This window comes from Aeromonas sp. TECH754 (assembly GCF_056279295.1).
The window spans coordinates 4,005,258-4,015,000 of the sequence record NZ_JBWBRA010000001.1; the positions used below are offsets into that span (position 1 = coordinate 4,005,258).

Sequence of the window (9,743 nt, forward strand, 5' to 3'; positions counted from 1 at the left end):
ACCATGTTTGCCCGCCCCCCTTGCCTTTCATGGGAGCTCGTGGACTTCGGCGATCAGCATGTAGCCGCTGCCGCGGATGGTCTTGATGATGCGCGGGCTCTTGCCGTTGTCACCGAGCTTCTGGCGCAGCCGGCTGATCTGCACGTCGATACCGCGTTCCATCGGCAGGCTCTCGCGGCCACGGGTGGCATCCGAGATGGTGTCTCTGTCCAGCACCACGCCGGGCTGCTGCAGGAACATGCCGAGCAGCAGGGCATCGCTGCCGGAGAGATCCAGCAAGCTGCCGTCGTCGTGGGTCAATTGATGGCTCAGGGTATCCAGGGTCCAGTCGGCGAAACGCAGCCGCCGGCTCGGCTCCTTCTCTTTCTCCGGCTGACGGAATTCGGCCCGGCGCAGCAGCGCCTTGATGCGGGCCTGCAGCTCGCGTGGGCTGAACGGCTTGGCGATGTAGTCGTCGGCGCCGAGCTCGAGACCGATCACCCGATCCGCCTCGTCAGACGCGGCGGTCAGCATGATGATGGGAACCTGGGAGTCGCGACGGATCTGCTGGCAGAGGGTAAAGCCGTCGTCGCCGGGCATCATGATATCGAGAATGATCAGGTCAGGGCTGTGCTCGGCGAGTTGCCTGTGCATCTCGTTGCCCTCCGCCGCCGTCAGTACCTGAAAGCCGGCCCGGGTCAGGTATTCGTTGAGCAGCTCGCGGATCTCTTGGTCGTCGTCGACGATCAGCAGTTGTTTGCTCGTTGACATATGTATGTGCATCCACCCATTTTTTGTGCAGATTGAACCTGTCGAGGGGGCAAAAAGCAAGCAAGGCCCCCCTCTAATGTGAGGTTATGGGCAATATAGCCCCTGATCCGGGGTTGAGAAGAAAAAAGGCCGACCCAAACGGGGCGGCCAATGCGCAGATTCCGACGGCAGGGTGTTCCCCGTGCGGTGACACCCACAGACTCGATGACGGGCCAGCAAGGCCGACCCCAAAAGTGACAATGCTGGTTTACCCCGCTCAAGGTGCGGGGTGATATCGCTGTGTGGTCAATCCCCTGACCGACCCTGATGTGAGCCAGTCAGGGGACTTGGTTACACCCGCTCGAACACGGTCGCGATGCCCTGGCCCAGACCGATACACATGGTCGCGACCCCCAGGGTGGCATCCTTCTCTTCCATCAGGTTGATCAGGGTGGTGGAGATGCGGGCGCCGGAGCAGCCGAGGGGGTGACCCAGGGCGATGGCGCCGCCGTTCAAATTCACCTTCTCGTCCACCAGGTCGGCCAACCCCAGATCCTTCACGCAGGGCAGGGACTGGGCGGCGAATGCCTCGTTCAGCTCGAACAGGTCGATGTCAGCCACGGTCAGACCGGCACGCTTGAGCGCCTTCTGGGTGGCGGGCACCGGGCCGTAACCCATGATGGCGGCGTCACAGCCGGCGATGGCCATGGCCCGCACCTTGGCACGGGGAGTCAGCCCCAGTGCCTTGGCTCTGTCCGCGCTCATCACCAACATGGCGGCGGCGCCATCGGACAGGGCCGAGGAAGTACCGGCGGTGACGGTGCCGTTGACCGGGTCGAATACCGGGCGCAGCTGGCCCAGGGTTTCGATCGTGGTCTCCGGCCGGATCACCTCGTCGTAGTCGTAGAAGAAGCGGGCGCCGCTGGCGTCATGGCCTTCCAGACCCACGATCTCCTTGGCGAAGCGTCCTTCCAGGGTGGCGGCATGGGCGCGGCGATGGGAGCGGGCCGCAAACTCGTCCTGCTGCGCTCGGCTGATGCCGTGCAGCTTGCCGAGCAGCTCGGCAGTCAGCCCCATCATGCCGGAGGCCTTGGCCACGGATTTCGCCATGCCGGGGTGGAAGTCCACCCCGTGGCTCATGGGCACGTGACCCATGTGCTCGACGCCGCCGATGATGAAGATGTCGCCGTCACCCACCTGGATGGCGCGGGACGCATCGTGCAGCGCCTGCATGGAAGAACCGCACAGGCGGTTGACGGTGACGGCACCGACCTGCTTCGGAATACCGGCCAGCAGGGCGGCGTTGCGGGCGATGTTGAAGCCTTGCTCCAGGGTCTGCTGCACGCAGCCCCAGTAGATGTCCTCGATCTCGTTCGGATCGAGGTTGGGGTTGCGCAGCAGGATGGAGCTCATCAGGTGCGCGGACAGATCTTCTGCACGCACGTTGCGGAAGGCGCCGCCCTTGGATCGGCCCATGGGGGTCCGGATACAGTCGACAATGACTACGTCTTTCATGAATGGATCTCCTTTCCGCAATCAGTAGAAGGTTTTGCCCTGGGCGGCCATCTCACGCAGCTTGTCGCTGACGCGGTAGAGCGGGCCGAGATCGGCATACTGGTCGGCCATGGCCACGTAACGATCCAGACCTATGGTGTCCAGATAGCGGAACACGCCACCACGGAAGGGAGGGAAGCCCAGGCCATAGACCAGTGCGATGTCGGCCTCGGCCGGGGTGGCGATGATGCCTTCCTCCAGACAGAGCACGACTTCGTTGATCATGGGGATCATCATGCGGGCGATGATGGCGTCCTTGTCGAAATCCTGTTTCGGCTTGGCGATGGGGGCCAGCAGCTCGTAAGCGGCGACGTCGGCCACCTTCTTCGGCTTGCCCTTCTTGTCCTGCTCGTAGGCGTAGAAGCCCTTGCCATTCTTCTGACCGAAGCGGCTGGCGTCATACATGGCGTCGATGGCGGTGCGGCCATCCTTGCTCATGCGCGCCGGGAAGCCCTGGGCCATGACGTCACCGGCATGGTGGCCGGTGTCGATGCCGACCACGTCCAGCAGATAGGCGGGACCCATGGGCCAGCCGAATTCCTTCTCCATCACCTTGTCGACGGCGGCGAAGTCGGCACCATCGGCAACCAGCTTGGTGAAGCCGAAGAAGTAGGGGAACAGCACCCGGTTGACGAAGAAGCCGGGGCAGTCGTTGACCACCACTGGCGATTTGCCCATGGCGGCGGCGTAGGCCACCACGCGATTGATGGTCTCGGCAGAGGTCTGCTCGCCGCGGATGATCTCCACCAGTGGCATGCGGTGCACCGGGTTGAAGAAGTGCATGCCGCAGAAGTTCTCGGGTCGCTTCAGGCCCTTGGCCAGCAGCGAGATGGGGATGGTGGAGGTGTTGCTGGCGAGCACGGCGTCATCACCGAGGATGGCTTCCACTTCGCCGAGCACGGCGGCCTTCACCTTGGGGTTCTCGACCACGGCCTCGACCACCAGATCCACGTGCTTGACGCTGTCGTAGCTTAAGGTAGGGGTGATGGCGGAAAGTACCTGGCCCATCTTGATGCCGTCGATGCGACCGCGCTCGAGCTGACCATTGAGCAGCTTGGTGGCTTCACCCATGCCCAGCGCCAGCGCCTTCTCGTTGATGTCCTTCATCACCGCCGGGATGCCCTTGCTGGCGGACTGGTAGGCGATGCCGCCACCCATGATGCCGGCACCCAGTACGGCGGCGTGGCTGGTGGCTTTGCTCGCCTGCTTGGCGGCCTTCTTGGCCAGCGCCTTGATGTGCTGATCGTTCAGGAAGATACCGACCAGCGCCTTGGCGACGTCGGTCCTGGCCAGCTTGATGAAGCCCTGGGCCTCGACGGCCAGGGCCTCGTCGCGGCTCATGCCGGCGGCGGCCTCGACGGTCTTCACCGCCATCATCGGGGCGGGATAATGTTTGCCCGCCACGGCGGCAACCATGCCGGCGGCGGTGCTGAAGCTCATCATGGCTTCCAGCTTGGACAGACGCAGCGGGGCCTTCTTGGCTGCGCGGCGGCCCTGCCAGTCCAGCTTGCCGGCGATGGCGTCTTTCACCATCTGCAGGGCGGCGGCCTGCAGGGCTTGCGGGGCGACCACGGCATCGACGGCGCCAACCTTGAGGGCGTCATCGGCGCGGACATCCTTGCCGGTGGTGATCCACTCGAGCGCGTTGTCGGCACCGATCACCCGTGGCAGACGAACGGTGCCACCAAAGCCGGGCATGATGCCGAGCTTGGTCTCGGGCAGGCCAATCTTGGCGCTGGTGTCGGCCAGACGGAAATCGGTGGAGAGGATGGTCTCGCAGCCACCGCCCAGGGCATGGCCCTTGATGGCGGACAGGGTCGGCACCGGCAGATCTTCGATGGCGCTGAAGATGTCGTTGGCTTTCTTCAGCCAGCCGAGCAGCTCTTCTTGCGGCAGATCGAACAGTTCCAGGAATTCGGTGATGTCGGCGCCGACGATAAAGGCGTCTTTGCCGGAGGTGAGGATCAGACCCTTCAAATCGGCTTGTTGCTGTAATGCGGCGATCGCTTCGCTCAGTGAGAGCAGGGTGGCGCGATCCAGCTTGTTGACTGAACCCGGGGCATCAAACCTCAGTTCGGCAATGCCGTGTTCGAGGTAGCTGACCGACAGGGTTTCGCCTTGGTAGATCATGAGAGTGTCTCCTAATTCCCACGTGGTGGGGGGCTTTGCTCCTTTCTCCCCAGCAGGGGGCGAGGCTCAATATTGATCCAAAACAAGACAATTACAACACCTATTTAAAACATTCGTTTAACACTCGTGATGCAAAACGACCTACAACATGACGAGGCAACATAAAGGCGCCCGAGAGCGCCTTTATGTTGTGTGGCCGGACTCAGCAAGCCAGTTCTGGCCGGTCGCGGTACTGGCTCAAGACGGCGGGATCGGCGAGGGCGTGGGTGTTGTTGACGGGTCTGTTGTGCACCACTTCTCGCACCGCCAGCTCCACTATCTTGCCGGACTTGGTTCGGGGGATGGCATCCACCTGCAGGATGCGGGCGGGTACATGACGGACGGTGCAATGCTGCCTTATCTGCTGGCGAATGCGCTCGCGCAGCGGTTCGTCCAGTTTGAGCCCGGCCCTCAGCTTGACGAACAGCACCACCCGCTCGTCCTGCTGCCACTGCTGGCCGATGACGATGCTCTCCTCCACTTCGTCGAGTTGCTCCACGTAGCGGTAGATCTCGCTGGTGCCGATACGCACGCCTCCCGGATTGAGGGTCGCGTCCGAGCGGCCGTAGAACAGGATGCCGCCGCGCTCGGTGAGCTCGATCCAGTCGCCGTGGCACCAGATGTTGTCGAAGCGCTCGAAGTAGGCGGCGCGATACTTGTCGCCGCCCTCGTCCCCCCAGAAGCCGATGGGCTGGGCCGGGAATGGCTTGGTGCAGACCAGTTCTCCCTTCTCCCCCTGCACCGGTTGACCCGCTTCGTTGAACACCTGCACCGCCAGCCCCAAGCCGCGGCCCTGACTCTCGCCGCGATAGACCGGGCTCAGGGGATTGCCGATGACGAAGCAGGAGCAGATGTCGGTGCCCCCCGAGATGGAACTGAGCTGCACATCCTGCTTGATGCTCTGGTAGACGTAGTCGAATCCCTCCGGAGAGAGCACGGAGCCGGTGCTGCAGATCAGTCGCAGGGCTGGCAGATCGTGGGTCTTGATCGGGGCATAGCCCTGCTTGTGCAGCGCATCCAGATACTTGGCCGAGGCGCCAAACAGCGAGACCTCTTCATCGCGGGCCAGGTCCCACAACGCGTTGGCGTCCGGGTAGAAGGGGGAGCCGTCGTAGAGCACCAGGGTGGCGCCGGAGGCGAGCGCACTCACCAGCCAGTTCCACATCATCCAGCCGCAGGTAGTGAAGTAGAACACCCGCTCCCCCGGCTTGATGTCGCAGTGCAGCTGGTGTTCTTTCAGATGTTGCAGCAGGGTGCCACCGATGCCGTGGACGATGCACTTGGGTTTGCCGGTGGTGCCGGAGGAGTAGAGGATGTAGAGCGGGTCGTTGAAGCCCATGGGCTCGAAGCGCAGGGTCGCCCCGGCCTGGCTCGCCAGGATCTGGTACCAGTCCTGACCAAGCTGCAAGGGGTTGCCGAGCAGGGGGATCATCACCGTCTGCTCTATGCTGTCGATCTGACGGGCCACGCTGGCCACCTTGGCCTGGATGTCGATGGCCTTGCCACCGTAGCGATAGCCATCCACCGCAAACAGAATGCGGGGGCGGGTCTGGCCGAAGCGCTCCACCACGCTGGCCTCGCCAAAATCCGGGCTGGTGGAGGTCCAGACTGCGCCCAGGCTGGTGGTGGCGAGCATGGCGATCAGGGTTTCCGGGATGTTGGGCAGATAGGCGGCGACCACATCGCCAGCTTCGATGCCCTGACCGCGCAGCCATTGGCTCAGGCGGGCAACCTGATCGCCAAGCTCGGCCCAGCTCAGGGTCTGGCTCGCGCCTTCTTCGATGCGGGAGATGATGGCGGGACTCTCGTCCTGGCGGCGCAGCAGGTTTTCGGCGAAGTTGAGGCGACTGTCTGGGAACCAGCGGGCACGCTGCATCTCCTGGCGGTTCTCCGCCACTATGTCTCCCAACACACCCTTGACGCCGCAGTGTTGCCACACCAGCGGCCAGAAACGGGTGGTTTTCTCGACCGACCATTGATAGAGGTCAGCGTAGCTGTGCAACTGCAGGCCGTGGAAGTGATTTACCTCGGCCATGAACTGGTGGAGGTTGGAGTGTTGAATCCTGTCCTGATCCGGTTTCCACAGACAAAGGTTTTGCATGAATCGTTCCTGACTGCTGAGATCTACTGTCTATCGGCAGTGTATTGAATTGTTCTTTATTTGTTAATGGTTGGTTTTCGTTTCATAACAAAAACCCTGTAACCTATGCGTTACCTCACGAAGCGACAGCGTGACGGCTCGAGCCTTGATCCGCTTGATGTTATGCTGAACTCACATTTGCCCGGAGCAGGACGCCATGAGCAGCTACAGTCAACTTTTTGCCCAGCACCTCGATACCTTGCAGCAGCGCACCCGCGACATACTGCAACAGCAGGGGCTCGATGGCCTGGCCATCCACTCTGGCCAGACCCACCGCATCTTCCTCGACGATCAGGACTACCCCTTCAAGGTCAATCCGCACTTCAAGGCCTGGTTGCCCGTGCTGGACAACCCCCACTGCTGGTTGCTGGTGGACGGGGTGAGCAAGCCGGTGCTGTTGTTCTACCGGCCGGTGGATTTCTGGCACAAGGTGGCGGACTTGCCCAATGCCTTCTGGGTCGACTTCTTCGATATCCGCTTCCTGACGAGGCCGGAGCAGGTGGCGGATCACCTGCCCGCCGACAGGCAAGAGTGGGCCTATCTGGGGGGGCATCTCGAGGTGGGCCAACTGCTGGGGCTGGGTCAACCCAATCCGGAGGCGGTGCTCAACTACCTGCACTATCACCGCGCCTACAAGACCGCCTATGAGCTCGAATGCCTGCGGGAAGCAAACCGCATCGGCGTGCGTGGCCACATCGCGGCCAAAGACGCCTTCATGGCGGGGGCGAGCGAGTTCGAGATCAACCTGGCCTACATGAAGGCGGTCGGACAGGGGGCCAACGAGGCGCCTTATGGCAACATCATCGCCATCAACCGCAACGCGGCCATCCTCCATTACACCCAGCTTTCTACTCAGCGGGTGCCGGATGCGGAGCGTCACTCCTTCCTGATCGATGCCGGGGTGGATTATCACGGCTATGCCTCCGACATCACCCGTACCTGGGCCTGGCGCCGTGGTGAGTTTGTCGACTTGATCGCGGCGCTGGATGCGCAACAGCAGCAGATCATCGAGGAGATCAAACCGGGCCGCCGTTACAGCGAGCTGCACCTGCAGATGCACCACCGACTGGCGCGGTTGCTGCAATCGGTCGAACTGGTGGACATGTCGGTGGACGAGATGATCCATACCGGCGTGACCAACGCCTTCTTCCCCCACGGGCTCGGCCACTTCCTCGGCCTGCAGGTACACGATGCGGGTGGCTTCATGCAGGATGAGCGTGGCACTCATCTGCCTGCCCCCGAGCAGTTCCCCTACCTGCGTTGCACCCGGGTGATGGAGGTCGGTCAGGTGTTCACCATCGAGCCCGGCCTCTACTTCATCGACAGCCTGCTGGAGCCGCTGCGTCAGAGCGAGCAGGGCAAGCGCATCAACTGGAACAAGGTCGAGGCCCTGCGTCCCTTCGGTGGCATCCGCATCGAGGACAACGTGGTGCTGCACGGGGACGGAGTGGAGAATCTCACTCGGCAAGCAGGGCTCTGATGGCCGCAGATTACGCCATCCCGGCCGCACCGCTGGAGTTGACCGAGGAGATCAAGAAGAGTCGCTTTATCACCCTGGTCTCGCATGCTCCGACGGTGGCGGTCGCCAAGTCCTGGATAAACGAAGTCAAACGGCAGCACCCGACGGCCCGGCATCATTGCTGGGCCTTCGTCGCCGGGGCCCCCCAGGACAGCCAGGTCTACGGCTTCAGCGATGACGGTGAACCCTCGGGCACGGCGGGCAAACCCATGCTTGCCCAGCTGATGGGGGCGGGGGTTGGCGAGATCGCCGCCGTGGTGGTGCGTTACTACGGTGGCGTGCGGCTGGGTACCGGCGGCCTGGTCAAGGCCTATGGCGGTGGTGTCGGTGCGGCGCTCAAGTTGCTCGAGACCCGAGTCAAGCGCCAGCAGACACCTTCTCTCATCTGCTGCGACTATGCCGACATGGGCGTGGTAGAGACTCTGATCGGTGCCCATCAGGGCCAGCTGCTGACGGCTGATTATGGTCAGCAGGTCAACTTGCAGATCGCGTGGGATACCGCTATCTGGAGCCAGGTGGCTCAGGAATTGACCGATAGAACCCATGGCCGGGTATCTCTTCGTCCCTTAGATGGCTAGAATCCATCGCTCTTTTAGTCTGAAGAGGGAGCCAGAATGCAAGTTCTGAGCATCATTCGTATCGTTGGCCTGCTGGTCGCGCTGTTCAGTTCGACCATGCTGCTACCCGCGCTGGTCGCTTTTGCGTATCGTGATGGCGGCGGTGCCGAGTTTGTCAATTCCTTCTTCATCGCGCTCTTGCTCGGCGCCATGCTCTGGTTCCCCAACCGTCACCAGAAGAAAGACCTCAGATCCAAGGAAGGCTTTCTCATCGTGGTGCTGTTCTGGGTCGTGCTGGGCAGCGTGGGGGCCTTGCCGTTTCTGCTGGGAGAGGTGCCCGGCATGTCGGTCTCCGAGGCCTTCTTCGAGTCGTTCTCCGGTTTGACCACCACGGGTGCCACCGTGTTGACCGGGCTGGACAACCTGCCCAAGGCCTTCCTTTTCTATCGCCAGCTGCTGCAGTGGCTGGGGGGCATGGGGATCATCGTATTGGCGGTCGCCATACTGCCGCTGCTCGGCATCGGGGGCATGCAGCTCTACCGCGCCGAGATCCCGGGGCCGGTCAAGGACAACAAGGTCACCCCGCGCATCGCCGAGACGGCCAAGGCGCTCTGGTTCATCTACCTGTTGCTGACCTCGCTCTGCGCCCTGGCCTACTGGATGGCCGGGATGACCCTGTTCGATGCCATCTGCCACTCCTTCTCCACCCTGTCGGTGGGGGGCTTCTCGACCCATGACGCCAGCATCGGCTTCTTCAACAGCCCGGCCATCAACCTGATCACAGTGGTCTTCCTGCTGCTGGCGAGCGTCAACTTCGCCCTGCACTTCATGGTGTTTGCCCACAAGCCGGTGCGGTTGAGCAGCTATCTGCACGACTCCGAGCTCAAGGTGTTTCTGGGGATCCAGGGCGTACTGATACTGATCTGCTTTGTCTCCCTATTGTTCCACGGTCACTACGCCACCTGGCAGGAGGCGCTCAACCACGGCCTGTTCCAGGCGGTCTCCCTCGGTACGACCACGGGCTACAGTACGACCAGCTATGCGGATTGGCCCTCCTTCCTGCCCATGCTGTTGA

General features: G+C 62.4%; 7 protein-coding genes (1 of these 7 only partly in view). 3 read left to right on the forward strand and 4 right to left on the reverse strand.

Going from position 1 to position 9,743, the window contains the following annotated elements:
* Window positions 1-27 precede the first annotated feature (27 nt).
* From ACZ9IL_RS18330 to ACZ9IL_RS18345, 4 genes are all read right to left on the reverse strand, one after another.
* A complete protein-coding gene (locus ACZ9IL_RS18330; protein ID WP_476004755.1) occupies window positions 28-750 on the reverse strand; it encodes a response regulator in 723 nt (240 codons plus the stop codon).
* Window positions 751-1,080: 330 nt separating this feature from the next.
* On the reverse strand, window positions 1,081-2,244 hold the full coding sequence (gene fadA, locus ACZ9IL_RS18335; protein WP_476004756.1) for an acetyl-CoA C-acyltransferase FadA: 1,164 nt from the start codon (window positions 2,242-2,244) through the stop codon (window positions 1,081-1,083).
* 21 nt (window positions 2,245-2,265) lie between these two features.
* Window positions 2,266-4,413: a fatty acid oxidation complex subunit alpha FadB gene (gene fadB, locus ACZ9IL_RS18340; protein WP_476004757.1), complete on the reverse strand. Its 2,148-nt coding sequence runs from the start codon at window positions 4,411-4,413 to the stop codon at window positions 2,266-2,268.
* A gap of 202 nt (window positions 4,414-4,615) precedes the next feature.
* On the reverse strand, window positions 4,616-6,553 hold the full coding sequence (locus ACZ9IL_RS18345) for an acetoacetate--CoA ligase (protein ID WP_476004758.1): 1,938 nt from the start codon (window positions 6,551-6,553) through the stop codon (window positions 4,616-4,618).
* Between the two features lie 196 nt (window positions 6,554-6,749).
* On the opposite strand from ACZ9IL_RS18345, the gene pepQ reads away from it, so the two are divergent.
* The 3 genes in view from pepQ to ACZ9IL_RS18360 are tightly spaced (at most 36 nt apart) and all read left to right on the forward strand, a layout consistent with a single transcriptional unit that may run on beyond the window.
* A complete protein-coding gene (gene pepQ / locus ACZ9IL_RS18350) occupies window positions 6,750-8,072 on the forward strand; it encodes a Xaa-Pro dipeptidase (RefSeq protein ID WP_476004759.1) in 1,323 nt (440 codons plus the stop codon).
* Window positions 8,072-8,689 (forward strand): YigZ family protein, encoded by a 618-nt coding sequence (locus ACZ9IL_RS18355; RefSeq protein ID WP_476004760.1) that lies wholly within the window; start codon window positions 8,072-8,074, stop codon window positions 8,687-8,689. Before pepQ ends, ACZ9IL_RS18355 begins: the two co-directional genes overlap by 1 nt.
* Window positions 8,690-8,725: 36 nt before the next feature.
* On the forward strand, window positions 8,726-9,743 hold the 5' portion of the coding sequence (locus ACZ9IL_RS18360) for a TrkH family potassium uptake protein (RefSeq protein WP_476004761.1). The gene runs 440 nt beyond the window's last position; only the first 1,018 of its 1,458 coding nucleotides appear in the window; its start codon is at window positions 8,726-8,728; its stop codon lies beyond the right edge, outside the window.

Bases quoted from the DNA above. Each gene is read 5' to 3' on its own strand.
- ACZ9IL_RS18330 (WP_476004755.1), bottom strand. From the start codon at position 750: ATGTCAACGAGCAAACAACTGCTGATCGTCGACGACGACCAAGAGATC.
- fadA (WP_476004756.1), bottom strand. From the start codon at position 2,244: ATGAAAGACGTAGTCATTGTCGACTGTATCCGGACCCCCATGGGCCGA.
- fadB (WP_476004757.1), bottom strand. From the start codon at position 4,413: ATGATCTACCAAGGCGAAACCCTGTCGGTCAGCTACCTCGAACACGGC.
- ACZ9IL_RS18345 (WP_476004758.1), bottom strand. From the start codon at position 6,553: ATGCAAAACCTTTGTCTGTGGAAACCGGATCAGGACAGGATTCAACAC.
- pepQ (WP_476004759.1), top strand. From the start codon at position 6,750: ATGAGCAGCTACAGTCAACTTTTTGCCCAGCACCTCGATACCTTGCAG.
- ACZ9IL_RS18355 (WP_476004760.1), top strand. From the start codon at position 8,072: ATGGCCGCAGATTACGCCATCCCGGCCGCACCGCTGGAGTTGACCGAG.